We start from the raw sequence: 25996 nt of genomic DNA, 5'->3' as shown, positions 1-25996 counted from the left end.
GGCGTGACGCCGACGCGGCCCCGAAGAGGTGCGCGGCGAGCATGGGGAATACAAGAGACCGCTTCGCCCGTCGTTGCGACGGCGCGGGCAGCAAGCGGATCGATAAACCAGAACAAGCAGGAGGAGCAATGATCGAGCTTCGCACTTTCGACGATCCGCGCGCCCACTCGGACGCGCTGGCGAAAGCCGTGAGCGACGCGCTCAAGGCGTCCCTCGCGGCGCGAGGCGCGGCATCGGCCGGCGCCACGGGACAAACCGCTCACGCCACGCTCGCGGTATCGGGCGGCACGAGCCCGAAGCCGTTCTTGCAGACGCTCTCGCGCGAGCCGCTCGACTGGGCGCACATCGACGTGACGCTCGTCGATGACCGCTGGGTGCCCGAGACCGATTCCGCGAGCAACGCACAGCTCGTGCGCGACACGCTCCTGCAGAACGCGGGCGCATCGGCGTACTTCCTGCCGCTCGTCGATACCGGCAAGCCGCTGGAAACGCACATCGCCGAACTGAACGCCGATCCGCGCCGCCGCCTGCCGGATGTCGCCGTGCTCGGCATGGGCGAAGACGGCCATACCGCCTCGATCTTCGCCGATGCGCCCGAATGGGATGTCGCGATCTCGACGCCCGAGCGCTTCATCGCCGTGCATCCGGGCGCGGCGCCGCACGCGCGCGTGAGCCTGTCGATGTCGGCGTTAAAGCAGATCGGACAGTTGTATCTCTTCATCGCCGGCCAGAAGAAACTCGACGTACTCAACGCGGCGCTCGCCGCCCCGCAAAAGAACGCCATCTCGACGCTGGCCCACGCTGAAGGAGTGAAGCTCGATGTCTACTGGTGTGCATAAGGCAGCGGCTCAGCACGCCGACGGACCGCGGCTTCTCGCCGACATCGGCGGCACGAACGCGCGCTTCGCGCTGGAGACCGCGCCTGGCGAAATCGGGCAGATCCGCGTATATCCGGGGGCCGATTACCCCGGCATCGCGGAGGTGATGCAGCAGTATCTGAAGGACACGAAGGTCGGACGCGTCAATCATGCGGCGATCGCGATCGCCAATCCGGTCGACGGCGATCACGTGAAGATGACCAATCACGACTGGAGCTTCTCGATCGAGGCGACGCGCCGCGCGCTCGGCTTCGACACATTGCTCGTCGTGAACGACTTCACCGCGCTCGCGATGGCGCTGCCCGGCCTGACCGACACGCAGCGCGAGCAGGTGGGCGGCGGCTCGCGCCGGCAGAACAGCGTGATCGGCCTGCTCGGACCGGGCACGGGCCTGGGCGTGTCGGGTCTGATTCCGGCGGATGACCGCTGGATCGCGCTCGGCAGCGAAGGCGGCCACGCCACGTTCTCGCCCTTCGACGAGCGCGAAGACCTCGTGACGCGCTATGCGCGCCGCAAGTTTCCGCACGTGTCGTTCGAGCGCGTGTGCGCGGGGCAGGGGCTCGAGCTGATCTATCGGGCGCTGGCCGAGCGCGACAACGTGACGGTCGCCGACGATTTCAACGCCGCCGACGTCACGAACCGCGCGCTGCAAGGCGAAGCGCTCGCGCTCGAAGTCGTGAATTGCTTCTGCGCGATCCTCGGCACGTTCGCGGGCAACATCGCGGTGACGCTGGGCGCGCTGGGCGGCATCTATATCGGCGGCGGCATCGTGCTGAAGCTGGGCGAGCTGTTCCACAAGTCGCCGTTTCGCGAGCGTTTCGAGGCGAAAGGGCGCTTTCAGCAATATCTGTCGGGCATTCCCACGTACATCATCACAGCGGAATATCCGGCGTTTCTCGGCGTCTCCGCGATTCTCTCCGAGCAGTTGTCGAATCGCGCGAACAGCGGTTCGTCGGCGGTGTTCGAGCGGATTCGCCAGATGCGCGATGCGCTGACGCCCGCCGAGAGGCGCGTCGCCGATCTCGCGCTCAATCATCCGCGCTCGATCATCAACGATCCGATCATCGACATCGCGCGCAAGGCCGACGTGAGCCAGCCGACCGTGATCCGCTTTTGCCGCTCGCTCGGATGCCAGGGTCTGTCCGACTTCAAGCTGAAGCTCGCGACCGGCCTGACGGGCACGATTCCGGTGAGCCACAGCCAGGTGCATCTCGGCGACACGGCCACCGATTTCGGCGCGAAGGTGCTGGACAACACGGTCTCCGCGATTCTTCAGTTGCGCGAGCATCTGAACTTCGAGAACGTCGAGCGCGCGATCGATATCCTCAACGGCGCGCGGCGCATCGAGTTCTACGGGCTCGGGAATTCGAACATCGTCGCGCAGGACGCGCACTACAAGTTCTTCCGCTTCGGCATTCCGACCATTGCCTACGGCGATCTGTACATGCAGGCGGCGTCGGCCGCGCTGCTCGGCAAGGGCGATGTGATCGTGGCCGTGTCGAAGTCGGGCAGGGCGCCGGAACTGCTGCGCGTGCTCGAAGTGGCGATGCAACAGGGCGCGACGGTCATCGCGATCACGTCGAGCAACACGCCGCTCGCCAAGCGCGCGACGGTGGCGCTGGAGACGGATCACATCGAAATCCGCGAGTCGCAGCTTTCGATGATCTCGCGCATCCTGCACCTCGTGATCATCGACATTCTCGCGGTCGGCGTGGCGATTCGCCGTGCCGCGCCGAAGCCGGGCGCGAAGATCAGCGAGACGGTCGCGAAGGCGCGTCAGTCGGGCGACGATGACGCCGCCGCCGTGCTCGACTGGCTGAGCCACGGCGCGTCGGGGATGGCGCGGGACTAGCCGTTTCATCGCGTCAACGCAAAAGGCCGCCGATGCAAACATCGGCGGCCTTTTTAATTGCGGCCCGGCGGCGAGGGTTCGTTCAGATCCGTCGATCAGAACGAATGCTGGATGCCTGCGTAGACGCCGCTCTGGCTGTGGCCGGCGAGCGGGTTATCCGTCGCGACCGAGGAGCCGAAACCATTGGCGTTCAGGCCGTAGTTCGCTGTCTTGCTATTGCGCGCCGTCGCGACCTGCAGATCGAGCAGGGTGCGCTTTGACAGGTTGTACGAGCCGCCGACGGTGTAGATGGTCGCGTTGCCCGCGCCGTTGTTGCCGTTGACGTGATAGACCGCGCCGATCAGCGCCGCGGCCGGCGTCATCTGCCACGTCACGCCGCCCCATTCGTGATCGAGCGTGGTCGGCTGGCCGGGCAACTGAGCCGTCATGCCCGACGTGCGGATCGCCTGATAGCCGCCTTGCAGCTTGAACTGACCGAGGAACACGTTGAGCATCGCGGTGTACTCGCGCGAAAACGCGTAAGCGCCATTGCTCGTGGCGTAGTCGCCGCCGAGCGTTCCGTTCGCCGGATTGCGGATTTCGTCGTAGATGCCGCGCACCTGGAAGAGCGGCGCCGTGTACGTGATCTGCGCGCCCGCCTGACGGCCTTGCGCGGTGGTGCCGTTGCCGTTCCAGTTGGTCGCGTTGGAGAGCGCGTACTGGCCGTAGAAGTCGAAGCCCGCGAACTTCGGCGACTGGTACGAAATGTTGTTGCTCGATTGCGGCCAGTTGCGGCCACGCACCAGCGACGCCGACGACCAGTTCGACTGGCCAAACGGATCGAAGTCCCACACGCCGTTCGCGATGAAGAGCTCCCGGCCCAGCAACACGGTGCCGAACTGGTTGTTCGCGATACCGACCGTCGCCCAGCGATTGAACAGGTTGCCTTGCAACTGGCCGTTCATCGCGTTGAAGCCGTTCTCCAGCTGGAACACGGCGCGGTTGCCGCCGCCCAGATCCTCGCTTCCCTTCATGCCCCACAAGCTCGTGCCCCAGTCGCCGCTTTCCGCCCTGAAGCGATGCGAAGTACCGGTGGCCGAGCCGTTCGGACCGGCGCCTGTCGGCACGCCGTTCATATACTCCAGTCCCGCGTCCAGGCGGCCATATAGCGTCACGCCGCTCTGAGCGTGCGACGCTGCGTTGAACGCCAAAAGTGCCGCTGCAGCGAGCAAAACCTTCTTCATCATCTCCTCCAAATCCCTGTCAAAAATTGAACCGATGGCTGCTGTCTGGCCCGATGCGGGTGCATCGAACCGAACATGGTTATCGAGGAAAGACACACGCGAACGTGCGCACGACGAAGCATCGCGACGACGCGATGATCGGGGGCATTCCTCGTTTTTTGGGGGATTTTGAAGCAGAACTACGTTTTATGAGGCGCGGTTCTGTAGTTAAGGTTGTCGATTTGACAAATGTCGTGCAGGGGCCAAAAGAGCTTCCGGATAGATGTTCGTCATGCTAAGCATGGCGCACCCGGCCAACCGCGCGCCCAAATAAAAAACGGTGCGATACCCTTTCGGGCACCGCACCGATACGCGCCTCTCGCAGCAGCGTGAAAACCTTCTAAAAAAGACTCTTTGGTCAGACTCGCCGATTAGAACGAGTGCTGGATACCTGCGTACACGCCCGTCTGGCTGTGGCCGGGGAACGGGTTGTCCGTCGAAGCAGCCGAACCGTAGTTGTTGGCGTTCAGGCCATAGTTCGCGGTCTTGCTGTTCTGCACCGTCGCGACCTGCAGATCGAGCAGGGTGCGCTTGGACAGGTTGTACGAACCGCCGACCGTGTAGATGGTCGCGTTGCCCGCACCGTTGTTGCCGTTCACGTGGTAGACCGCGGCGATCAGCGCTGCCGCCGGCGTCGCTTGCCACGTCACGCCGCCCCATTCGTGATCGAGCGCGGTCGGCTGGCCGGGCAACTGACCCGTCATGCCCGAGCTGCGGATTGCCTGGTAAGCGCCCTGAACCTTGAACTGGCCGAGGAACACGTTGAACATCGCCGTGTACTCACGCGAATACGCGTACGCGCCGTTGCCGCCCGAGCCGCCGTCGATCGGGTTGTACACGCCGCCCAGCGTACCGTTCGCCGGGTTGCGGATTTCGTCGTACATACCGCGGATCTGGAAGAGCGGCGTCGTGTAGGTGACATACGCGCCCGCTTCACGGCCTTGCGGCGTCGTGCCGTTACCGTTCCAGTTCGTTGCGTTGGAGAGCGAGTACTGACCGTAGAAGTCGAGGCCCGCGAACTTCGGCGACTGGTACGAAATGTTGTTGCTCGATTGCGGCCAGTTGCGGCCACGCACCAGCGATGCCGACGACCAGTTCGACTGGCCGAACGGATCGAAGTCCCACACGCCGTTCGCGATGAAGAGCTCACGACCCAGCAACAGGGTACCGAACTGGTTGTTCGCGATACCGACCGTCGCCCAGCGATTGAAGAGACCGCCGCCGCCCGGGCCTTGACCCGTCATGGTGTTGAAGCTGCCTTCCAACTGGAACACGGCGCGGTAGCCGCCGCCCAGATCTTCGACGCCCTTCAAACCCCACAAGCTCGTGCCCCAGTCGCCGCTTTCCGCCTTGAAGCGGTGCGACGAGCCAGTGGCAGGCGCGCCGGCCGGACCGGTCGGCACACCGTTCATATATTCGAGCCCCGCGTCCAGGCGGCCATACAGCGTCACGCTGCTCTGAGCGTGCGCGACCGCGCTGAACGTCAGCAGTGCTGCCGACGCGAGCAAAGCTTTCTTCATCATCTCCTCCAACCCTGTCAAGAAATAGAACCCAAGTGCTGCTGTGTGGTTCGATGCGAGCGCACCCAACCGAAAATTGTTTTCAGAGGAAGGACACGCGCGGGCTGTGGTGCTAGGCGATTCGCGCGTCGTGGGCGCGAACCTGACGCCGACCCGTCGATCGGTGTCGTTCCTCAGTTTCTTTTGGACTTTTGAAGTAAAACTACTTTTTGGGTACTTCGTTTTGGTACTTTGGTTACCAATTTAACAAAATACGGTATAAGCGCCAAAGAAATTTGACGTTATGCGACTGTCTGTGTCAAAAATGCAATGCCCATGTGGTAGACACACTACCCACAGGATGGGAAACACCCCGCAAAGCCTTATGCCATCAGGGCTTTAGCGGCATGTAAGTTTCAGAGTCAGGTTTGTCGCCTATTGACGCGCGGGCGTCGTGGCGCTAGGTCGGAGAAGAGCGCGAAAGAGGTCGATACAACTGCGCCCGGACGCAAAAAAAGCGCCTCTTGGGCGCCTTTTCTGGAGTGGAAGGTTGCGGAAGCCGGCGTGTGCCGGGTGCTTACTTGAGGCTACCCGACAGGAACTGTTTCAGGCGCTCGCTCTTCGTATTGCCGAACACCGCGTCGGGATGGCCTTGCTCCTCGATGCGCCCCTGATGCAGAAACACGACATGATTCGACACGTTGCGCGCGAACGCCATCTCGTGCGTCACGACGATCATCGTGCGGCCTTCCTCGGCGAGCGTCTGCATGACCTTGAGCACTTCGCCCACGAGTTCGGGGTCGAGCGCGGAAGTCGGTTCGTCGAAGAGCATGACGTCGGGATGCATCGCGAGCGCGCGCGCAATCGCAACGCGCTGCTGCTGTCCGCCCGACAGATGCGACGGATACTGCTTCTCCACGCGCGGCGCGAGCCCGACCTTCTCCAGATACGTGCGCGCGCGCTCCTCGGCTTCCTTCTTCGAGAGCCCGAGCACGTTGACGGGCGCTTCGGTCACGTTCTCCAGCACGTTCATGTGCGACCAGAGGTTGAAGTGCTGGAAGACCATCGACAACTTCGAGCGCACTTGCCTCAATTGTTTCTGGTCCGCCGCCTTCAGCGCGCCGGTCTTGTCCTTCATCGTGCGGACTTCGGTACCGTCGACGAAGATGCGCCCCTGGTTCGGCTGCTCCAGAAAATTGATACAGCGCAGCATCGTGCTCTTGCCCGAGCCCGACGAGCCGATGATGCTGATCACGTCGCCGGCCTTCGCCTTGAGCGAAACGCCCTTCAGGACTTCGTTGCTGCCGTACTGCTTGTGAATATCGTCGACGAAAAGCTTGTGCATCTGGGAATTCATGAAGGGTCCTTGGCTGACTCGATGGTCTTATTTGCCTTGCGGTCGCAGGTAAGCGAGCCAGCGATACTCGGCGCGGCGGAACAGCCACACGAGCGCGAACGAAATGCAGAGGTAGAGCAGGGCGGCGATGCCGAACGCCTCGAACGACTGATACGTCGCCGAATTGACGTCGCGCGCGATCTTGAGGATGTCCGGCACGGTCGCCGTGAATGCGACGGTGGTCGCGTGCAGCATCAGAATGACTTCGTTGCTGTAATACGGCAGCGCGCGTCGCAACGCGGACGGCAGAATCACCCGTCGATACAGCGTGAAACCCGACATGCCGTAGGCGCGCGCGGCTTCGATCTCGCCGTAGGGCGTCGCCTTGATCGCGCCCGCGAAAATCTCCGTCGTGTACGCGCAGGTGTTGAGCGTGAACGCGAGCAGCGTGCAGTTCATGCCGCTGCGGAAGAATTCGGCGAGCAGCATGTGGTCGCGCACGACCTGCAGACTGTAGAGACCCGTGTAGCAGAGCAGCAGCTGAACGTAGAGCGGCGTGCCGCGAAAGACGTAGGTATAGAGCCACACCGAGCGCGACAGCAGCTTGTTCTTCGACACCCGCGCGACCGCGAGCGGCACAGAAAGACAAAAGCCTAAGCCGATGGAGATGACGAGCAGCCACATCGTGATCGCGAGACCGGTGATGCGGTAGCCGTCGGTGAAGAGGTAGTTCTTCCAGTATTCCTGGATGATTTGGATCATGATCCCTGCCGCCCTTGAATGGACCGATTAGAGGTCGGCCTTGCGCACGCCGATGGAATAGCGCCGCTCCAGCCAGATCAGCACGAGATTCGAGATCGTGGTGATCGCGAGGTACACCGCGCCCGCGAGTAGCGTGAAGAAGAAGAAGCGCAGCGTGCCCTTGCCGGCATCCTGCGAGGCCTTGACGACATCCGCGAGACCGATGATCGACACGAGCGCCGTCGCCTTGACCATGACCTGCCAGTTATTGCCGATGCCCGGCAGCGCGAAACGCATCATCTGCGGAAACATGATGCGCGAGAAGGCCTGCCACGGCGTCATGCCGTAAGCCGCGCCCGCTTCGAGCTGGCCGCGCGGCACGGAGAGAAATGCGCCGCGGAAGGTTTCGGTGAAGTACGCGCCGTAGATGAAGCCGAGGACCAGGATGCCGGCGAGGAACGGATCGATGTCGATCTGATCCCAGCCCATCGCGTCCGTGAACAGGTTCAGCCAGATCTGGATGCTGTAGAACAGCAGCAGCATCAGCACGAGATCGGGCACGCCGCGGATGAGCGTCGTGTAGACGGTGCCGAATCCCGACGCCACGCGGTTTTTCGACAGCTTCGCCGCCGCGCCGATCAGGCCGATCACAAAGGCGAACACGAGCGACAGCACCGCCAGCTTGACGGTCTGCCAGGTGCCCGCGAGGATCAGCGGACCGTAGCCTTGCAACATGGTGATTCCTTAGTGAGGTGCCTAACGTGCACGGAGTGCGACGGGCGCGGCGCGCGATACGAATGTATTCATCTCTTTTCCCAACCGGCGGCGTACTTCCCGCGCGTTCGGCTGTCCTTCTCCGGCGCGCTCCTGCTTTGCGTCCAGCGGACGGTATTCTATGTGGTCAAAATTGCGGGGTGCCGTAATTGCGAACCGTGCCAACGCGCAATTGTTGCGCGGCGACGGGCTCGCGGCTGCCGGATTTCCGGCGCCCCGGCCGGTGACCGTCCGCCGCCGCCCCGAAAAGCGCGGTATTTTACCCGAAGCCGACGCGGGCGCGGAGGCGAAGCCGGACGAGTCTGATTACATGCATGGGTGGAACGATGTAGTGCCTGCGGGCGCGTTGTTTCGAAGCTCCGCCGCCCTTACATTCTCTCCATCGCAAAACAACGCCTTGGGCGGGAGCAAACATCATGTTCGAGATTCGCCGCAGCAATGAACGCGGTCACGCCAACCACGGCTGGCTCGACTCTTATCACAGCTTCTCCTTTGCCGATTACTACGATCCGGAGCACACGCACTTCGGCGCGCTGCGCGTGATCAACGAAGACCGTGTCGCGGGCGGCCAGGGGTTCGGCGCGCATGGCCATCGCGATATGGAAATCGTGAGCTACGTGCTCGACGGCGCGCTCGCGCACCGCGACAGCATGGGCAACGGCTCGACGATCCGTCCCGGCGACGTGCAGCGCATGAGCGCAGGCACCGGCGTGCGTCATAGCGAGTTCAACGGCTCGCCGACGGACACCGCGCATTTCCTGCAGATCTGGATCATTCCGGATGCGCCGGGCGGCGCGCCGGGCTACGAGGAAAAGCGCTTCGCGGACGATGAAAAGCGCGGCCGGCTGCGCGTGATCGCATCGCCCGAAGGTGTGGACGGTTCGGTCAGGATCGGCGCGGACGCGCGGATCTTCGCGGGCTTCTTCAATGGCGACGAACGCGCGGACTTCGACGTGCCTGCGGGCCGACGTGTGTATGTGCACGTGGCGCGCGGCGCGGTGACGCTGAATGGCGAGACGCTCGGCGCTGGCGACGCCGCGAAGCTCGAGGATGTGTCGAAGGTCACGCTCGAAAAGGGCGATAACGCCGAAGTGCTGTTGTTCGACCTCGCGTAAGTCCCGGTTCGCCGATGCAAAAAAGCCGCGGAGCGTCATGCTCCGCGGCTTTTGTTTTGCCGCACGCCGCTTACGGTTTCGCGGTAGCCGATGCGCCTGCCGCCGCACCCGGCGTGCCGTCCGGGCCGCCGCGCTTGCCCCAGCGCTCATGCATCTTGTGCTCGTGCTCGTGCATCTTCGCGAAGTGCTTCTTGAGCGCCGTGCTGACGGTGGTCTTCTGCTGGTCGTTCAGCGCGTTGTAGAAGTTCAGCCACGCGGTCGTGGTCTGCTCGCGCAGTTGCGCGTTCTGCGCCTCGATCTTCTGGTGCGCCGCGTGCATCGCGTTCAGGTCGAGGATCGGCTGGCTTTCCATCGACTTGAACTGATCGCGCATCTGCTTGTGGCTTTCGCGCATTGCCTGATGATTCTGCTTCATCGTCGTGAGCGCGGTCTGCCACAGCTTTTCCTGATCCGCGTTCAGCTTGAGCTGGCCGTGCAGTTCGTCCAGTTGCTTCTGCATGCGCATTTCCATGCGGTGGCCGCCGGGACCGCCGTGGCCGCCCATCATGGCCGGGCCGCCGGGGGGCGGCGCAGTCGGCGCGTCGCTGGTGGCCGCGTAGGCCGTGCCGAACGTCAGCGCGATTGCGGCAGCGGCGGCGGTGAGGATGCGATATTGCTTGGCCATCTTGATACTCCCTTGATTGTTTTCGATGCCGAAGCCACGAGGCCTTGATCGACGTATCGGTTGGTGTGTCGAGGTCTTGCGCTTGTCGGTGAAACACAGCGTAGGGGTTCGCAGCAGGGCGCGTGTTACGGCAGGGTTCAGGCTTGTTACGCGGGTTTACGCCCCGCTTTCGTCGTAACACCCCGTAACCCTTATGGCAGGGCTGTCATCAATCGAGGTCCGACTCACGCGCTAAACTCCATCTCATGACTACGCAAATACTTGTCGTCGACGACGACGCCGAACTGCGCGACCTTCTGCGCGACTATCTGGTCCGGCAGGGCATCGAGGTATCGGTGCTGCATGACGCCGGTGGACTCGAACGCCGCATCGAACGCGAGCGGCCCGATCTCATCGTGCTCGATCTGATGATGCCGGGCGTCGACGGGCTGACCGCGCTCAAACAGTTGCGCGCATCCGGCGACGACATCCCGGTCATCATGCTCACCGCGCGCGCGGACGACGTGGACCGGATCGTCGGCCTCGAACTGGGCGCGGACGATTACCTCGGCAAGCCGTTCAATCCGCGCGAACTGCTCGCGCGCGTGCAGGCCGTGCTGCGCCGCCGCCGCACGATTCCGTCCGCCGCGCCCGAGCAGCGCGAGCCGTTTTCGTTCGGCCGGTTCCGGCTGGATTTCCAGTCGCGCACGCTGCAACAGGACGACAAGCCGCTCACGCTGTCCGGCAGCGAATTCGCGCTGCTCAAGATCTTCGTGAACAACCCGATGCGCACGCTCACGCGCGAGCGCCTGCTCGAACTGCTGCACGGCCCGGAATACGACGGCACCGATCGCGGCATCGACGTGCAGGTGTGGCGCCTGCGCCGCATCCTCGAGTCCGATCCTTCGGCGCCGCGCTTCATCCAGACGGTGCGGGGGCGCGGCTACGTGTTCGTGCCGGACGGCGAGCAAAATGCGCCGGGCAATTGACACGCTGTTCGGCCGGCTGGTCGTCATCGTCATCGGCATGCTGGTGCTGTCGCATGTCGCGTGGTTCGCGATCATCCGCTTCGAGCGGGACAACGTGCAGACGCGCTTCGCCGTGGAGGAAGCCGTTTTCCTCGTCGAGGCGGTCCGTCAGCACATCGCGAATACGCCGGATCAGCCTTTGCCACCGCGCGTGCGCGTGGTCCCGCTCGCGAGTCCCGACGTGCCCAGGCAGCCCGACGAGAACATGCCGCCGCCGCTGCAGCGTTTCGTCGAGGACCTGAAGGACCGTCTGCCCGATGGCACCGACGTGCGCCTGAGCGAGCCCGGCGGGCCGCCGAGCGTGTGGGTGCATGGCGTGAAGGACACGGGATGGGTTGTCGTGCCGGTGCAGCCGCTGCGCCCGCCGCGCTCGCGCGACCGCATGCTCGTGTGGCTCGCGCTGATTTTCTCGACGGCCGTGCTTGCCGCGCTATTCGGCGCGTGGCAGCTGCAATATCCGCTGCGCTCGCTCGCGCAGGCGGTCGGGCGCTTCGGGCGCGGCCAGCCGACGCCGCCGGTGCCCGAGCGCGGCCCGCGCGAATTGCGGCAGCTGACGCACGGTTTCAATCAGATGGTCCGCGAAGTCTCGCAGACGGAGAGCGACCGCGCCGTGATGCTCGCGGGCGTCGCGCACGATCTGAAGACGCCGCTCGCGCGCCTGCGTCTGCGCGCCGAAATGATGGACGACGCGAAGATGCGCGACGGCGTTGTGCGCGATGTCGATTCGATGGCGCATATCGTCGATCAGTTTCTCGTGTTCGCGCACGACCGACCGGACGGCAGCGAGCCCGTTCCCGTCGACGAGCAGTGTGAGCGTATCGCGCGGGCGTATCGCGCGGTGTCGCCGGGCGCGCAGCCGATTCGCCTGAAACTCGAAGCAGGGCTCGCTTTCGCGCTGCCGGCGGCCACGCTCGACCGGCTGCTTTCGAATTTGCTCGACAACGCGCATGCGTACGGCGCGCCGCCGGTCGTCATCGAGACGCGGCGGGAAGCCAAGGTATGGGTGTTGTCGGTGTCCGATCACGGCAAGGGCATCGCGCCGGACGATCTCATCAAGGCGAGCCGGCCGTTCGTGCGGCTCGATCCGGCGCGTGGCGGCAGCGGGCATAGCGGGCTCGGACTCGCCATCGTCGAGCGGCTTGCGCGTCGCGTGGGCGGTGAGTGCGAGATCGGCAATCGTGCCGATGGCGGATTGCAGGTCGCGATGACCTTTCCGTTCGACATCGCCACGCGGCCGGTGGAAGAGCGCCGCGCCGGCCCGCAGCACGAAGAGCGCGTGTCGTAACGGCGCGCTGAGTGGCAGAAGCGGCGCGGCGTCAGTCGAACAGGGTTTCGAGCGCCGACGCTGCTTCGCTGTCCACCGTGTTGTACGTCACCGTCGACGCCTCGAAGATGTAGTGCGTCGTGTATTTGCCGAGGCGCGAGAGGATCTCATCCTGAATCACTTCGGGCGCGAGATCGATCTTCAGAAACCACGCTGTCGACGAAAGCCGCGTCTGAAACGAGCCGTACTCGGCGAGCAGGTGGTCGAACGTTTCTGCGTCCTGATCCCGGCACACGATGACCAGATTTCCCTTCATGCAAACCTCCCGATTCACGCCAGCGGCATTCGATTTCGAATATCGATGATACCTGCGGGATGCGTGCGCGTCGCGACATGCGCATGACCGTGCGATGCCACGACGCTCATTTGCCCGCGAGCGTGTCTTCCGTGTGCCGCGCGGACGGGCCGGGATCGGCGGGGCGCACTTCGCTGCGGTCGCGCCCACGAGACTTCGCCTCGTAGAGCGCGAGGTCCGCGCGGGAGAGAATCCATTCGAGGGCGTCGTCGAGCGCGAGCTCCGTGATGCCGATGGACACCGACAGCACCGCATCGTCCGGCAGATGCGCGCAGTGCTCGTGATGGAAGCGCTTTCTCAGACGTTCGAGCACGGCTTGCGCATCGGCGAGCGAGGTTTGCGGCAGCAGAATGCCGAATTCCTCGCCGCCGAGCCGACCGATCGCGTCGCTCGGACGAAGCTGCGCGCGGCACACTTCGACGAAATGTTCGAGCGCCCGGTCGCCCGACGCGTGGCCGAAGCGATCGTTGATCTGCTTGAAGTGGTCGAGATCGGCGATCGCGACCGAAAGCGGCGTGCCGACCGAGCGCGCGAGCTCGACTTCGTGCCGCAGCGTGTCGAGGAAATATCGCCGGGAGAGTGCGCCCGTGAGCGCGTCATGGCGCGCTTCGGCCGAAAGCAGCGTATTGGCCGACTGCAACTGCTCGGCGAGATCGCGCGTCGCGCGGTGCAGGCGCCGCTCGCGCGAGTACGAAGTGGCGATCACGATCGCGAGCGTCACGACGCCGAGCATCGTCAGAAATACGAGGAAGCGGTCGCGGCTGTGATTGCGGCTGATCTCCGGCCAGCTCGTGAGCGGATGGACGATATGCGCCGAAAGGCCCGAGTTGAGGCCCGTGCGTTCGTCGTAGAGCGAGGGCACGTTGCTGCCGTTCGCGGCGTAGAAGGTTTGCGCGAGCGCGGGCGCGAGCCAGTGCTCGGACGCGCGCATCTGCTCGCCGATATGCGACACGCGCAGCTCCGGAAACGACTCGCGCCGGTAGTGCTCGATGCGCTCGCGCTCGGTCATGCGCGCGATGGGCGCACTGGGCATCGCCTGGTATTCGAGCCTGCCGTCGTGCGCCATCACGACGACGCCGTTCTCGTCGGTCACGAAGGTGCCGGCGCGCGAGACCCAGTGCCGCAGCCGGTCGATGCTCACCTTCGCGATCACCGCGCCGACCAGAATGCCGTCCTCGTAAGCCGGCGCCGCGATGAAGATGCCCGGCTCGCCGGACAGACGCCCGACGCCATACATCTCGACGAAGCCGCCGAGCAGCGCGCGCGCCACATAACCGCGAGCGCTCATGTCGTAGCCGATGAAGCTGTCGTCGTCGCCCGCGTTGCTCGATGCAATGCAGAAACCCTTTTCGTTGACGAGCCAGATGGAGTCGAGGCCGGAGAAGCCCTGCGCGTCGTGCAGGAAGTGATTGACCTTCGCGAGAGCGGGGCGCGCGGTCCAGTCCTTGCGGCGTTCGAGTTCCGTCCCGGCCGGGTTCGAGGCATAATTCCGCGACTCCGCGAGCGCGCTCTGCGTGAGGTCCATCTGGGCGAGCGTCGCGGGAATGGCGCGCGACATCGCCAGATCGCTCGCGATGATCTGCGCCATGTTGTCGACGATGGACGCCGCCATCTGGCGTTCGGTGCGCACCGTCGCCGTCATCTCCTGTTGTACCATTCGGTCCGACAACAAGCCGGCGGCAATCCAGCACGCGAATGCCAGCGCCGCGAGGCCGAGCGTCGCGATCACACGGTGCAGGATGAGCTTGTTCATCGATCTCGGGCGCAATGGAAGTTCACGCCGTTCGCAGGCTGAACGCGCCGTGCCGCCCGAGCGGTCCGGTCTGCGCGAAGCGGGCAAGGCGGGTGCGCGGATTACGGCGCATCATGTCAACCGCTTTCAGGCTTTCGCTCGCAACGGGGCGGCGAGTGTGGCTCAGGCGGTTTTCCGGCTCGGATCGGGCGTCTCGCATCGCATCGGCGCTCAAATTATTGTTCGTGATAAGCCAAGATTGGACGATGTTTTCCGCCGCCTATCAAGTGCCTTCTGAAGGCGGGCGACGTGCGTCCAACATAACGGACGCGCGTCGCGCGAAAGCGCCGTTCGCCGGGCAATCCGACCTGGGCGCGCCGCAGCCAGACTGAAAGGAAGCGAAAGCACGCGGGCGCGCGGCGCATTCGACGCTGACAGCCCCTTCATTTTGCCCATGCCGTGCCGAAGAGCAACAGAAACATCGCAGGAATGGCGCGCCGGACCGCATGAAGGTTGTGCCTGTCACACGGGTTGGTGTAGTGTCGCTCGGTTCAGCGCGGGGAAACGTCTGACGCGGCGACTGCCCGGCGCCGTCATTCGTGCTGAACGTGTCGTCGTATCGATGGCCGCGTGCGTTGAGCATGAGGCTGTCCCGGGCAAAGGCTTCTTGCCCGCCGGACGGTTCGTTCGCCGTCTCAAGCAACATCCCGCGCACGCGCGGTCGGAACAAAGCCTTACGGGGAGGGCCTTGCATGGAATTTGGTTTCAATCTGAATCGCACGGCGAATGCGTCGGCCTGGCGGATCCTGCCCAACCGCTGGGACTTCATCGCGTTCCCGATGATCATCTGCATCATCGCGCTCGCCGCCGTCGGATTCCACGAGACCCTGGCGCCGATCTCGACATTGCAGACCCAGGCGATCTCGCTCGACCCCGCGAACCTTCCCGAATACGCGTTGCGCACGACCTTGCGCATGCTGCTGGCGATGGTCGCCTCGCTCATCTTCACGCTGGTCTACGGCACGCTCGCGGCGAAGAGCAGGCGTGCGTCGATCGTGCTCGTGCCGATCCTCGACATCCTCCAGTCGGTGCCGGTGCTGGGCTATATCTCGTTTACGGTGACGTTCTTCCTCGCGATGTTCCCGGGGCGCGTGATCGGCGCCGAATGCGCGGCGATCTTCGCGATCTTCACGAGCCAGGCCTGGAACATGACGTTCAGCTTCTACCAGTCGCTGCGCACGGTGCCACGCGATCTGGATGAAGTGTCGCGCGGCTTTCACCTCACCAACTGGCAGCGCTTCTGGAAGCTCGAAGTGCCGTTCTCGATGCCGGGCCTCATCTGGAACATGATGATGTCGATGTCGGGCGGCTGGTTCTTCGTCGTCGCCTCCGAGGCGATCACGGTCGGCAACCGCACGATCGTGCTGCCGGGCGTAGGCGCGTATCTGGCCGCGGCCATCGGCGAGCGCAACCTGAGCGCGATCGGCTGGGTGATCCTCGCGATGACCATCGTCATCCTGGCCTACGACCAGTTGATGTTCCGCCCGCTCGTCGCATGGGCCGACAAGTTCCGCATGGAGAACACGAGCTCGGGCGACGAGCCGTCTTCGTGGCTCCTTGACCTGATCCGCCGCACGCGCCTGATTCACCGTCTGCTCGTGCCGGCGGGCTGGATTCTCGCGAAGGCGGCGCGCGTTCCGATCAGGCTGCCGTCCCTGCAGGGCGCGCTGGAAAACGTCGGCTTGCCGCTGCGCGCGAAGGTGCCGTCCACGCGCGCGGGCGATATCGCGTGGGGCACGGTCGTGGTGCTGATCACGGTGTTCGTCGTGTGGAAGGTCGCGTCGTTCGTCGCGACCGGCGTGAGCTGGGGCGAAGTCGGCCACGTGTTCGTGCTCGGCTTCATCACGCTCTTGCGCGTGGTGGTGCTGATCGCGCTCGCATCGGTGGTGTGGGTGCCTATCGGCGTGTTGATCGGCCTGCGCCCGGCGCTCGCGGAGAAAATCCAGCCGCTCGCGCAGTTCCTCGCCGCGTTCCCGGCGAACCTGCTGTTTCCGGTGTTCGTCGTGGTGATCGTGCGCTTTCATCTGAACCCGGATATCTGGCTGTCGCCGCTCATCGTGCTCGGCACGCAGTGGTATATCCTCTTCAACGTGGTCGCGGGCGCGTCCTCCTATCCGAACGACTATCGCGAGGCCGCGAGCAACTTCCAGATCCGCGGCTGGCAGTGGTGGAAGAAGTGCATGTTGCCGGGCATCTTCCCTTACTACATCACCGGCGCGATCACCGCCTCGGGTGGCGCGTGGAACGCCAGCATCGTCGCGGAAGCCGTGTCGTGGGGGAAGACGGAGGTCGTCGCGCACGGCCTCGGCGCCTACATCGCCCAGACGACCGCCGCGGGCGACTACCCGAAAATCATTCTCGGCATCGCCGTGATGTCGCTGTTCGTCACGCTGTTCAACCGACTGTTGTGGCGCCCGCTATACGCCTACGCCGAAGCAAGGCTTCGGCTGGATTGAGGACGAGTTCCGATGCAGAACCTGAAAAATACGTCGGCGGCGCAGGGCTTCCAGCGCCCGCAAGGCACGCCGCCGCGACTCGGCGCGGAGATCCTGCGCGTGGCGAACGTGAGCCGCGGCTTCAACAAGACGCAAGGCGAATTGCTCGTGCTCGACGATGCGAACCTCTCGCTGCGCGAAGGCGAGATCGTCGGACTGCTCGGGCGTTCGGGATCGGGCAAGTCGACGCTGTTGCGCATCATCGCCGGGCTGATCGAGCCGACGGCCGGCGAAGTGACCTATCTGGACAAGCCCCTGAGCGGACCCGCGAAGGGCGTCGCGATGGTGTTCCAGACGTTCGCGCTGTTTCCGTGGCTGACCGTGCTCCAGAACGTGGAAGCCGGTCTGGAAGCGCAGGGCGTGGGCGCGCGCGAGCGCCGTGAACGTGCGCTGGCCGCGATCGACTTGATCGGTCTCGACGGCTTCGAAAACGCGTATCCGCGCGAACTGTCGGGCGGCATGCGCCAGCGCGTGGGCTTCGCGCGGGCGCTCGTCGTCGATCCGACGCTTCTGCTCATGGACGAGCCGTTCTCCGCGCTCGACGTGCTGACCGCCGAAAACCTGCGCACCGATCTGCTCGATCTCTGGACGCAGGGGCGCATGCCGATCAAGTCGGTGCTGATCGTCACGCACAACATCGAGGAAGCGGTGTTCATGTGCGACCGCATTCTGGTGCTGTCGTCGAATCCCGGTCGCGTGATGGCCGAGATCAAGGTGCCGTTCAAGCATCCGCGCAATCGTCTGGACCCGGCGTTCAGGCGTCTCGTCGACGATATCTACGCGAAAATGACCGCGCGTCAGATGGACGAAGCGAAGAAGAAGGGGCTGGAGCTCGGAAGCTGGCTGCCGTCGGTCTCGACCAACCTGATGGCGGGTCTCATCGAAACGCTCGCGGCCGAACCGTATCATGGCCGCGCGGACATGCCCGAAATCGCGCGCACGCTGCATCTCGAAGTCGACGATCTCTTTCCGATCGCGGAAGTGCTGCAGCACCTCGGTTTCGCCGATGTGCGCGAGGGCGACATCTTCCTCACGCCGCAAGCGCGCGTGTTCGCCGAGTTCGGCACGCAGGAGCGCAAGATGATGTTCGCGGAGCATCTGTTGCGGCACGTGCCGCTGGCCGCGCGGATCAAGAAGGTGCTGAACGAACGGCCGGGACATCGCGCGCCGCGCGTGCGCTTCGAGCAGGAACTGGAGGACTTTCTCTCCGACAAGGCCGCGCAGGAGACGCTCGATGCGGTCATCGACTGGGGACGTTATGGGGAGATTTTCTCGTATAACGACCAGACGGAGATGCTGAGTCTGGAGGATGTGGAGGCTTAAGCGGCTTCGGGTTGGATTGAATCGAAAGCGCGGTTGCCGGTGACGGCACCGCGCTTTTTCATTGGCGTTGGCCGTTCGGCTGAATGTTCGTGCAGCGCGTTGAATCGTAACGTTTTCGTCTTGAAGATCACTCCTGCGTGTGTAAAGCTACACACGCAGCATTCGGAGACGAGATGGATTCATCGCGCTTGATTCGAATGCTGATGGATGACGGCTGGGAGCTCGTGCGCACGCGAGGCAGTCATCACCACTTCAGACACGCAACCAAAATCGGTCGCGTAACCGTGGTTCATCCAAAGAAAGACGTAGCGATCGGAACGGCCAGATCGGTTCTCAAAGGCGCCGGATTGCTCAACCGTCTGTATTCGTCGTAACGGAGCCGGACAATGGAATTTGCCCTCGCCATTCATAAAGATCCTGAAAGCAGCTATGGAGTGACCGTGCCCAACGTGCCGGGCGTTTTTTCAGCCGGAGATACGATCCACGAAGCGATCAAAAATGCGAAGGAAGCCATTTTTTTCCACATCGAGACGATCATCGAGGACGGCACGGAAGTCGCGATCACGTCGCGAAGCATTGAGGAGTTGATCGCTGATCCGGATTTCGCCACGGCCATCTGGGCCTTCGTCGAAGTGGACCTCTCCAAGCTCGATTCCCGCCCGGAGCGCATCAACATCAGCCTGCCGCGATTCGTGCTGCACAAGATCGACAGCTATGTCGAAGCGCGCCACGAGACCCGCAGCGGGTTCCTCGCGCGCGTCGCGCTGGAAGCGATCGCCAACGGCTGAAGTCATGGAAAAAAGCGCGGTGTCCGTGAGGAAACCGCGCTCTTCGGAAGACCAGTCGGGAAACTACTGCAGATTCCCCCACCGCTCGACCGCGGGCTCCGCCGACGCCCATTTCCATCCGCTCGGCTGCTGGCAAGCCGTTGCGACGAACCACTCGGCGGGCGCTTTCGCATCGTCGCCATCGACGACCGAGAACGCGAATTCCTTGCACGTCGCGAGCGCGCTGCCGAACTCGCGCAGCACGCGCACTTCACCGTGACCGTTCTCGACCGGCAAGGTGTGCTTGACCTTCCACGGCCTGGTTTCGCCGACCTGAGAGATGCCCGCCGTCACCGCGATCATGACCTGCTGATCCTGATGCAGCGATTTGGTGACGCGCTTGACGGCCTCATCCGTGGCGGCCTGAACGGCGATGCCCACGCCCAACCCGATGGCCGGATTCGTCGTGAACGCGCCCGTCGCGATGCCGGCCGTCGCGCCAGCCGCGGCGCCGATCGACGCGCAGCCGCTCATCGACACGCACACGGCCGCGCCCGCCGCGACGATGCCGAGACGCAGCGCCAGAGTTACGTCGAGCGACAGCGTCATTGCAGCGAACCCCAGCGCGGCGTAGCGGGCTCGGCCGAGGCCCACTTCCACTTGTCGCCGTCACGGCATACCGACGCGACGTAGAACGCGCTGTCGGCCGCGCGGTCCTTGGTTGCGTCGCGATCGACGGAGAACACGATCTCCTTGCACTCGAGCACGCCGCTGCTGATCGTGCGGCTCACCGTCACGCGGCCTTTCTCGTCTTCTTCGATCGGCACCGAATGCACCGCCTTCCACGGCGCAACCGCACCGACCGCGAGCGGACCGGCGGCCGACGCGATCTGATCCTGCGTGTTGGTATGAGCGACGCGCTGCGTGTACTGCACGCCCGCGCGGGCCGCGGCGACCGCGCCAAGACCGATGCCTGTCGCCACCGCCGCGTTGCTTGTGACGCTGTTCGCCACCGCCGCGCCCGCGATACCGGCGCCTGCCGTCGCGCCTTCGCTATAGAGCGAGTTACATCCACTGAGGCTCATGCAAGCGATGACGCCTGAAATGACCGCGGCGAGCGCGGCGGCGCGCGGGCTGCGCCGATGGACCCTGATCTGCATGTTGCTTTCCTTCGTCTACCGTATCCCGACGCTTGCCAATCGGGGTTCGAGGGCTCGAATCTTCTTGAGGTATCGCCCTCAAGTCGCCGCCCGGCAACGCAAAGTCGGCACGGTGCGCGGGCTTCGCGCATTTTGAAGCATGCTTCTAATTACCGGTTCGGGAAAATTGCAAGAAATTGCAAGCGCACGAAATGTGCCTCGATCTGCGTTTCGTCGCGGACAAAAAAAAGCAAGCGCGGCTGTGCGCGCTCGCTTCTCAAGTCATGTCGATGAAAGCCGGCAGGCGATTCAGTTTTCGCTGCCCGATGCCGCGTCGCCGCCTTCGGTATCCTCGTTTTCGTATGCGCCGAGGCGGTTGTACAAGGTCTTGAGGCTCACGCCGAGCGCCTTTGCCGCGCGCCGCTTGTCGCCGCCGCAATGCTTGAGCGTGCCGAGGATGATCTGCTTCTGCGCATCGGCGAGCGGCGTGCCGACCCAGACGTTCATCGCATCGCCCTGCGTGACGGGCTTCTTCACGCGCGACGCGAGATGCGGATGCGCGATCTCCACCGTCTTCTCCGCGAGGATGAACGCGCGATAGACCGTGTTCTTCAGTTCGCGCACGTTCCCCGGCCATGAGTACGTGCGCAGCACGTCGAGCGCGCGCTTGCTGAAGACCTTGCTCGTGCCTTCCTGCGCGTTCATCTCCGAGAGGAAATGCTGCGCGAGCAGTTCGCGGTCCGAATCGCGCTCGCGCAGCGGCGGCGCGCGCAACGGGAACACCGCGAGCCGATACATCAGATCCTCGCGCAAGCCGTTTTCCTTCACGGCCGTGACGGGATCGCGATTGGTCGCCGCGATCACGCGCACATCCGAGCTGATGAGATCGTTGCCGCCGACGCGAAAGAACGTGCCCGTTTCCAGCGCGCGCAGCAGCTTCACCTGCCGCACCGGCGACATCTCCGTGACTTCGTCGAGAAAGAGCGTGCCGCCGTTCGCGTGCTCGAAATAGCCGATACGCCCCTGCACCGCGCCCGTGAAGCTGCCTTTCTCGTGACCGAAGAGTTCGGCTTCGATGAGGTTGTCGGGAATCGCGCCGCAGTTCACCGCGATGAACGGCGCGTCCTTGCGCGCGCTGTGGTCGTGGATCGTCCGGGCGACGAGCTCCTTGCCGGTGCCCGACTCGCCGATGATGAGCGCCGTCGCATCGGTGGCGGCGACGCGCTCGATTTGCGCATACAGCTCCAGCATCACGGGAGACGAGCCGTAGAGCAGTCCATAGGACTTCAGGCCCGGCACTTCTCCCGTGTTGCGCTTTCTTTGCGCGGGTGTATCTCCGACCGCGGTGGGCGGCGGATCCAGATCGGTTGACGCCATGTGTCCTGATCGTTCCAGTTCTGCGTATGTCGTGGGCGGGCGGCGGCCTGCGCGGGCGCCCCCGGTCGTGCAGCCGGCGGGGCGCGGTTCGGCGCGCGCGAGCGGCGCAACCGTGGGTGACCGCGCGCATCGGCATATGACGCGCCCGTGCGCGTTGCCCGTCGTGCTCACGCTAGCCGTGAGCCGCTCTTCCTCGTAGTGCGTCGGTCCAGGAACGTCTGCATCGGGTATTTCGCAGCGCCGATTGTTTACAGACGAGCCTATCTCATAAACGCTATTTAACCATTCGCAACGACATTGCGGCAATGCGCTGGCCGGCCGGGGGCGCATTTTGTCTGAACCGCGCGGTGAGTGCCGCGCACTTCCGGAAAGGTTCTCCTTTACGCACCGAGAATTTACAAAGGCACAGCGTAATTGTTACCCGATCATCGGCGGCGGGATGTGGCGGGCGAGCGCCAGACTCCGGTTCATCACCACTGGCACGAAAGCTGCATAAGCTCGGTCATCGTGATACTTGTTCGAAAGTCGCCGACGAGCATCGCCCTGAGGCGCACACACGAGAATGGGCGAGAGAGGCAAAAGCATCATGGAAGACTTCTTTATTTTCGACGGGCCCGCACACGAGCGCACCACGCCCACACGGCCGCTTCGCACGCGACGCGCGTACGGTTCGGGCGGTGATCGCCAGGAACTCGTGACGGGCGAGCCGATCGACATCTATCACTGGGCCGCCGTCGCGCTCGTCACCGCGCTGATGTGCGCGGTGCTAGGCTATGCGGCGGGCACGCCAGCGCTCGCGCGCGCCGCGAACGTGACGAGCCTCGTGTTCGGCGCGATGGGCGGCGCGCTGATGGCAAGCGGCGTCGTGCGCAGCCTGCGCGCACGTCTCGAAGCAGGCGGGCGCCTTGCCGTGCCCCGCCTTCCTGTCGCCGAAACGCGCTGATTGTCGCGTCGGCGCGCTCAGACAAACCCAATTAGGCGAGGACTACATCTTATGAGTCAAACGACTGTCCAGCTTGCGTTGGGCAAGCAAAAGATCATCGAAGACATCAAAGTGCTGCTGAACGATTCGGAGGAATTGCTGCGTTTATCGGCGACGCTGCCCGGCGAGGGCGTCGAAGCGCTGCGCACGCGTTTGCGCGATCACGTCGATTCGGCGCGCAGCGCGCTGGAAGATGCGCAGGCGAACGCGCAAAGCCGTTATCGCGCGGGCGTCGATTGCACCGAGAAATACGTGAAGGACAATCCGTGGCAGTCGCTCGGCATTGCGGCGGGCGTCGGCTTTCTGGTGGGGCTTCTGGTTTCCCGCTGATTCGTCGCGCATTCATCTTGAATGCGCGGAGCCGTCGTTTAATCGCGGCGGCGAATTTTATTGATGATGGGAGAGAACACAATGGCACGGCCCTCGATCGGAATTTTCGGCGCGTTGTTCGCAGTTGGCAGCGTTCTCGCGTGGAAGTGGGTGCAGTCGCAGGATCTCGCGGGACGGCGCGCGGCGCGTGACCTGAACCGCTGGGAAGACGAGGGCGGCAAAGTGCTGAGCCCGTCGACCGGCGCAAGCGCGAAGGCCGTGAATGGTCATGGCGTCGTCGGCGGCACTCCGGATGCGTGGCATTTTCCGCGGAGTTGAGCCGGACTGCTATAACCCGCTACCGCTTTTTAATGATGCGACCAAAGAAACGCGCGCTGAATCAGCGTGCGTTTTTTCGCGTGATAAACGCTTATAATCGGTGAAACTCCGGCCATAAGTTGTCTAAATGGAAAAACTTACGCTGGGTTTGAACCAAGCGTGCGGATGATCGGAAATTATTCTATTTTTTGCGCATTTCGCGTCGCGCGATTACCTTTAATCAGCGGCCATCGCGAATCGCACCGGCCCGTCGGCGTCCATGCCGCACGGAGAAGACCATGCCACATCATGGCGTGTGACCTGAAAACGCTTTGGAAGAATTCGAGACGCAATGCCACACGTATTGATTGTCGATGACGATCCCAGTACCCGCGAGGCGCTAGCCGCGATCATCGGCGAAGACGGATTGACGACGGCCACCGCCGGCGATTTGCGCGAGGCACGCATTCAGCTCGTGCGGCAAACGCCGGACGTCGTGTTCACCGATCTCAAGCTGCCCGACGGCACGGGCGTCGATCTTTTCGAGGATCTCGACCCGCGCTCGGGCGTCGAGGTGATCGTGATAACCGGCCACGCGACGGTTGAATCCGCCGTCAGCGCGCTCAAGATGGGCGCGACAGACTACCTCGTCAAACCGATCAACATGCAGCGCGTGAAGGCCATCCTCTCGCGCCTGCCGCGCGCCGGCGACCTGAAAGCGGAAATCGGCACCTTGCGCGGCGAGCTGCGCCGGATGGGCCGCTTCGGTCTGATGCTCGGCAATTCGCCCGCGATGCAAACGGTGTACGACCAGATCGGCCGGGTCGCGCCGACGGCCGCGTCCGTGTTGCTGATCGGCGAATCGGGAACCGGCAAGGAAGTCGCCGCGCAGACGCTGCACGAGCTTAGCCTGCGCCGCAAGCATTCGTTCATCGCGGTGAACTGCGGCGCGATCTCGCCGAACCTGATCGAATCGGAGATGTTCGGCCATGAGCGCGGCTCGTTCACGGGCGCGGATCGGCAGCACAAGGGTTATTTCGAACGCGCGAACGGCGGCACGCTATTCCTCGACGAAATCACCGAAATGCCGATCGAGCTTCAGGTGAAGTTGCTGCGCGTGCTGGAGACGGGCATGTTCATGCGCGTCGGCACGACCAAGGAACTCGAGACGGACGTGCGCCTCATCGCCGCGACCAATCGCGATCCCGAGCAGGCCGTGCTCGAAGGCAAACTGCGCCTCGACCTCTATCACCGGCTGAACGTATTTCCGATCAATCTGCCGCCGTTGCGCGAGCGGGGCAAGGACGTCGAGCTGCTCGGACAAGCATTCCTTGACGAGCTGAACTCCCGCTACAACACGAAAAAAGGCTTCCCGCCGGCCGTGCGCGAGATGCTGGCGTCGTACAACTGGCCGGGCAACGTGCGCGAGCTGAAGAACTACGTGCAGCGTGCGTACATCATGTCGGCGACGGACTCGGACAGCACGGCCACGGTGCCGCTGCAGATTTCGCTGTCGAAACCATCGGCGGGCACAGCGGTGACCATTCCGTTCGGCACCTCGCTCGCGCAGGCGGACCGTCAGCTCATCCTCGCCACGCTCGACCAGTGCGGCGGCGTGAAGACGCGCGCCGCCGAAATCCTCGGCATCAGCCTGAAAACGCTTTATAACCGGCTCGTCGAGTACGGCGAGGACGCGAACAAGGCTGCTGTCGGAGAAGGCGGCGACATGAACGAGGCAGATAGCGAAAATACCTGAACGTCGCTTATCTTTAGACGAAAACAACGCCTGCGGCTTTTAAAGTGCGCAGGCGTTTTTCATTGGCAGGCGCGTTTTCTACGCCGATAATGTGACAGGAGATGCGCAACGGAGACTGATGAGGGGCATGCCCCTTGCTGCCGATCGAATGACATCCGCGCGTGGCGCGCAGGCGCCGACGGATGGCGAAAGTACGATCACAAGACCGCAAGGAGCCCGCCATGCCACACAGCCCGTCCAGTCGCGCTTCCGATGTTCATCGTATCGAAGCACAGACGCCGCAGCCGCCGGACCCGCCGGTAACGCCGCCCGATCAGCCGCCGCCCACGCCGATTCCGCCCGACACGAATCCGGATCCGACGCGCGAGCCGCCCGAGCCGCCGTCGCAGCCGATCGGCGATCCACCGCCGGGACCGGGCGAAACGCCGCACGTGTATTAGCAACGCAGAAGGACGCAGGACTGCAGACGTTGGACAATGCCCAGAATTCGTGCAAGGTTTGAATAAGTTTCCATCCCCAGCGTAGAGATTACAACGGATGGCGCAACAATGACCGGCGACACGTCCTGTCGCCGGTCGCTTTTTCTGAAGCCGCGCTTGCCCAAGCGCAACGGTCCGACGCCGCCGACGTCACTATCGCGACGGCCTTCTTCTCTGGAGGCATCATGAGGCATCCCGCACTCCGACGCTCCGCGCGTCATTCTTCCAAGCGCGAAGCGCGCGCCGAAGCCGCCAAGGCAGCCGGCGCCCAGGGCGCATCGGCGCCGCCCGCCGATCACGATCCTGCCAGCCAGAACCGCCCCGCGCCTGGCGTGCCGCCCGATGGCGAGCACAATCAGGGCGGCGTGCGCCGCGAAGGGATCGACTATCAACGCGACCTGGGCTCCGAGCAGGACTCGTGATTACCGGCCGGCGGACGCACCCGGCACAAGGATAAAAATTTCTACGCGGCGTGCGTTCGCCGCGTATTTTCGTTCGTCCGTAACATCTTC

The 25996-nt window shown here is 63.9% G+C and carries 27 protein-coding genes; 16 read left to right on the top strand and 11 right to left on the bottom strand.

All coding sequences use genetic code 11. The features are described 5' to 3' along the window. Positions 1-128 precede the first annotated feature (128 nt). Together pgl and PQR08_RS12410 are read left to right on the top strand one after the other, a co-directional pair. Positions 129-839 (top strand): 6-phosphogluconolactonase, encoded by a 711-nt coding sequence (pgl, locus tag PQR08_RS12415; protein WP_187607190.1) that lies wholly within the window; start codon positions 129-131, stop codon positions 837-839. Further along, the gene (locus PQR08_RS12410; protein WP_035506193.1) at positions 820-2730 is read left to right on the top strand and encodes a bifunctional transcriptional regulator/glucokinase; all 1911 of its coding nucleotides are present in this window, start codon (positions 820-822) and stop codon (positions 2728-2730) included. The genes pgl and PQR08_RS12410 overlap by 20 nt, the downstream gene beginning before the upstream one ends. A gap of 95 nt (positions 2731-2825) precedes the next feature. On the opposite strand, the gene PQR08_RS12405 is transcribed toward PQR08_RS12410, so the two are convergent. The 5 genes from PQR08_RS12405 to PQR08_RS12385 form a co-directional block, all read right to left on the bottom strand. Further along, positions 2826-3953 carry a porin gene (locus tag PQR08_RS12405; protein ID WP_250483400.1) on the bottom strand — a complete coding sequence of 376 codons (1128 nt, stop codon included), beginning with the start codon at positions 3951-3953 and terminating at the stop codon, positions 2826-2828. 410 nt (positions 3954-4363) lie between these two features. After that, positions 4364-5512, bottom strand: a complete 1149-nt coding sequence (locus PQR08_RS12400; protein WP_187607379.1) for a porin — start codon at positions 5510-5512, stop codon at positions 4364-4366. A gap of 556 nt (positions 5513-6068) precedes the next feature. After that, complete coding sequence (locus PQR08_RS12395; RefSeq protein WP_187607189.1) at positions 6069-6848, bottom strand: ABC transporter ATP-binding protein; 780 nt, start codon at positions 6846-6848, stop codon at positions 6069-6071. A 27-nt stretch (positions 6849-6875) separates the two neighbouring features. Beyond that, positions 6876-7589, bottom strand: a complete 714-nt coding sequence (locus PQR08_RS12390) for an ABC transporter permease (protein WP_187607188.1) — start codon at positions 7587-7589, stop codon at positions 6876-6878. 27 nt (positions 7590-7616) lie between these two features. After that, a complete protein-coding gene (locus PQR08_RS12385) occupies positions 7617-8303 on the bottom strand; it encodes an ABC transporter permease (protein ID WP_187607187.1) in 687 nt (228 codons plus the stop codon). 455 nt (positions 8304-8758) lie between these two features. On the opposite strand from PQR08_RS12385, the gene PQR08_RS12380 reads away from it, so the two are divergent. Continuing rightward, positions 8759-9457 carry a pirin family protein gene (locus tag PQR08_RS12380; protein WP_238288147.1) on the top strand — a complete coding sequence of 233 codons (699 nt, stop codon included), beginning with the start codon at positions 8759-8761 and terminating at the stop codon, positions 9455-9457. A gap of 70 nt (positions 9458-9527) precedes the next feature. Here the strand turns inward: PQR08_RS12380 and PQR08_RS12375 are convergent, their stop codons facing one another. Beyond that, positions 9528-10121, bottom strand: coding sequence for a Spy/CpxP family protein refolding chaperone (locus tag PQR08_RS12375; RefSeq protein WP_250483252.1), 594 nt, complete (start codon positions 10119-10121; stop codon positions 9528-9530). A gap of 245 nt (positions 10122-10366) precedes the next feature. On the opposite strand from PQR08_RS12375, the gene PQR08_RS12370 reads away from it, so the two are divergent. Both PQR08_RS12370 and PQR08_RS12365 read left to right on the top strand, forming a co-directional pair. Then, the gene (locus tag PQR08_RS12370) at positions 10367-11089 is read left to right on the top strand and encodes a response regulator (RefSeq protein WP_187607184.1); all 723 of its coding nucleotides are present in this window, start codon (positions 10367-10369) and stop codon (positions 11087-11089) included. Beyond that, positions 11073-12413: an ATP-binding protein gene (locus PQR08_RS12365; RefSeq protein ID WP_250483253.1), complete on the top strand. Its 1341-nt coding sequence runs from the start codon at positions 11073-11075 to the stop codon at positions 12411-12413. Before PQR08_RS12370 ends, PQR08_RS12365 begins: the two co-directional genes overlap by 17 nt. A gap of 31 nt (positions 12414-12444) precedes the next feature. On the opposite strand, the gene PQR08_RS12360 is transcribed toward PQR08_RS12365, so the two are convergent. Together PQR08_RS12360 and PQR08_RS12355 are read right to left on the bottom strand one after the other, a co-directional pair. Then, positions 12445-12708 carry a hypothetical protein gene (locus tag PQR08_RS12360; protein WP_050328642.1) on the bottom strand — a complete coding sequence of 88 codons (264 nt, stop codon included), beginning with the start codon at positions 12706-12708 and terminating at the stop codon, positions 12445-12447. Between the two features lie 106 nt (positions 12709-12814). Further along, complete coding sequence (locus PQR08_RS12355) at positions 12815-14500, bottom strand: GGDEF domain-containing protein (protein ID WP_187607182.1); 1686 nt, start codon at positions 14498-14500, stop codon at positions 12815-12817. On the opposite strand from PQR08_RS12355, the gene PQR08_RS12350 reads away from it, so the two are divergent. From PQR08_RS12350 to PQR08_RS12330, 5 genes are all read left to right on the top strand, one after another. Further along, positions 14493-14777, top strand: coding sequence for a hypothetical protein (locus PQR08_RS12350; RefSeq protein ID WP_250483254.1), 285 nt, complete (start codon positions 14493-14495; stop codon positions 14775-14777). The two genes, PQR08_RS12355 and PQR08_RS12350, sit on opposite strands and share 8 nt — an antisense overlap. A 454-nt stretch (positions 14778-15231) precedes the next feature. Then, a complete protein-coding gene (locus tag PQR08_RS12345) occupies positions 15232-16995 on the top strand; it encodes an ABC transporter permease (protein WP_238210129.1) in 1764 nt (587 codons plus the stop codon). Between the two features lie 12 nt (positions 16996-17007). Then, a complete protein-coding gene (locus PQR08_RS12340) occupies positions 17008-18357 on the top strand; it encodes an ABC transporter ATP-binding protein (RefSeq protein ID WP_035506214.1) in 1350 nt (449 codons plus the stop codon). Between the two features lie 173 nt (positions 18358-18530). Then, positions 18531-18731, top strand: a complete 201-nt coding sequence (locus PQR08_RS12335) for a type II toxin-antitoxin system HicA family toxin (RefSeq protein WP_187607179.1) — start codon at positions 18531-18533, stop codon at positions 18729-18731. A 12-nt stretch (positions 18732-18743) separates the two neighbouring features. Beyond that, positions 18744-19145, top strand: coding sequence for a type II toxin-antitoxin system HicB family antitoxin (locus PQR08_RS12330; RefSeq protein ID WP_250483255.1), 402 nt, complete (start codon positions 18744-18746; stop codon positions 19143-19145). A gap of 63 nt (positions 19146-19208) precedes the next feature. On the opposite strand, the gene PQR08_RS12325 is transcribed toward PQR08_RS12330, so the two are convergent. From PQR08_RS12325 to PQR08_RS12315, 3 genes are all read right to left on the bottom strand, one after another. After that, positions 19209-19733 carry a hypothetical protein gene (locus tag PQR08_RS12325; protein WP_238288141.1) on the bottom strand — a complete coding sequence of 175 codons (525 nt, stop codon included), beginning with the start codon at positions 19731-19733 and terminating at the stop codon, positions 19209-19211. Further along, positions 19730-20284, bottom strand: coding sequence for a hypothetical protein (locus tag PQR08_RS12320; RefSeq protein WP_035506224.1), 555 nt, complete (start codon positions 20282-20284; stop codon positions 19730-19732). Before PQR08_RS12320 ends, PQR08_RS12325 begins: the two co-directional genes overlap by 4 nt. 288 nt (positions 20285-20572) lie before the next feature. Beyond that, entirely contained in the window at positions 20573-21640 is a 1068-nt protein-coding gene (locus PQR08_RS12315; RefSeq protein WP_187607176.1) for a sigma-54 interaction domain-containing protein, read from the bottom strand. 586 nt (positions 21641-22226) lie between these two features. On the opposite strand from PQR08_RS12315, the gene PQR08_RS12310 reads away from it, so the two are divergent. The 6 genes from PQR08_RS12310 (at position 22227) to PQR08_RS12285 (ending at position 25906) form a co-directional block, all read left to right on the top strand. Further along, a complete protein-coding gene (locus PQR08_RS12310; RefSeq protein WP_238288140.1) occupies positions 22227-22583 on the top strand; it encodes a hypothetical protein in 357 nt (118 codons plus the stop codon). A gap of 51 nt (positions 22584-22634) precedes the next feature. Continuing rightward, a complete protein-coding gene (locus PQR08_RS12305; RefSeq protein ID WP_238210135.1) occupies positions 22635-22952 on the top strand; it encodes an ElaB/YgaM/YqjD family protein in 318 nt (105 codons plus the stop codon). Positions 22953-23033: 81 nt separating this feature from the next. After that, positions 23034-23270, top strand: a complete 237-nt coding sequence (locus PQR08_RS12300; RefSeq protein ID WP_035506230.1) for a hypothetical protein — start codon at positions 23034-23036, stop codon at positions 23268-23270. 331 nt (positions 23271-23601) lie between these two features. Then, positions 23602-25005 carry a sigma-54-dependent transcriptional regulator gene (locus tag PQR08_RS12295; RefSeq protein WP_035506232.1) on the top strand — a complete coding sequence of 468 codons (1404 nt, stop codon included), beginning with the start codon at positions 23602-23604 and terminating at the stop codon, positions 25003-25005. 221 nt (positions 25006-25226) lie between these two features. Then, entirely contained in the window at positions 25227-25445 is a 219-nt protein-coding gene (locus tag PQR08_RS12290; RefSeq protein ID WP_187607173.1) for a hypothetical protein, read from the top strand. Positions 25446-25669: 224 nt separating this feature from the next. Beyond that, positions 25670-25906 carry a hypothetical protein gene (locus tag PQR08_RS12285; protein WP_250483256.1) on the top strand — a complete coding sequence of 79 codons (237 nt, stop codon included), beginning with the start codon at positions 25670-25672 and terminating at the stop codon, positions 25904-25906. The last annotated feature ends 90 nt before the right edge of the window (positions 25907-25996 follow it).

It is taken from the genome of Caballeronia jiangsuensis, from assembly GCF_046030135.1.
GTDB lineage: Bacteria > Pseudomonadota > Gammaproteobacteria > Burkholderiales > Burkholderiaceae > Caballeronia > Caballeronia jiangsuensis.
Note: the sequence above shows the minus strand (reverse complement) of the source record. Positions and strands in the feature narration are given on the sequence as shown.